This is a genomic window from Bacillus nitratireducens (assembly GCF_001884135.1).
GTDB classification, from domain to species: Bacteria; Bacillota; Bacilli; order Bacillales; family Bacillaceae_G; genus Bacillus_A; species Bacillus_A nitratireducens.
The window spans coordinates 1-258 of record NZ_MAOC01000014.1 but is presented as its reverse complement, the minus strand read 5'-3'; the positions used below and the strand labels follow the sequence as shown (position 1 = coordinate 258).

Below are 258 nucleotides of genomic sequence, written 5' to 3'. Positions count from 1 at the left end.
CTTATAAACTAAATGAACAAGGAAAACAACTTGTGAAAATAGACAAATGGTTTCCTTCCACAAAAACATGTAGCAGTTGTGGAAATGTAAAAAATATGACATTGTCTGAACGAGTCTATTCTTGTATATGCGGTGTAAATCTCGATAGAGATTATAACGCAGCTATCAATATCAAAAATGAAGCAATACGCCTATTAGCGTTAGCATAAATAGCAATAAAATAACCTTTGGAACAAGGGAGTTAGCTCGGCTGTCTTA

Annotated in this window: 1 protein-coding gene; it reads left to right on the top strand. The window is 33.7% G+C overall.

Features of this window, described 5'->3' with window-relative positions:
• Positions 1 to 209, top strand: a 209-nt coding sequence (locus tag BAU23_RS04515) for a zinc ribbon domain-containing protein (RefSeq protein ID WP_165615083.1), incomplete at its 5' end; no start/stop codon positions are given.
• Positions 210 to 258 lie beyond the last annotated feature (49 nt).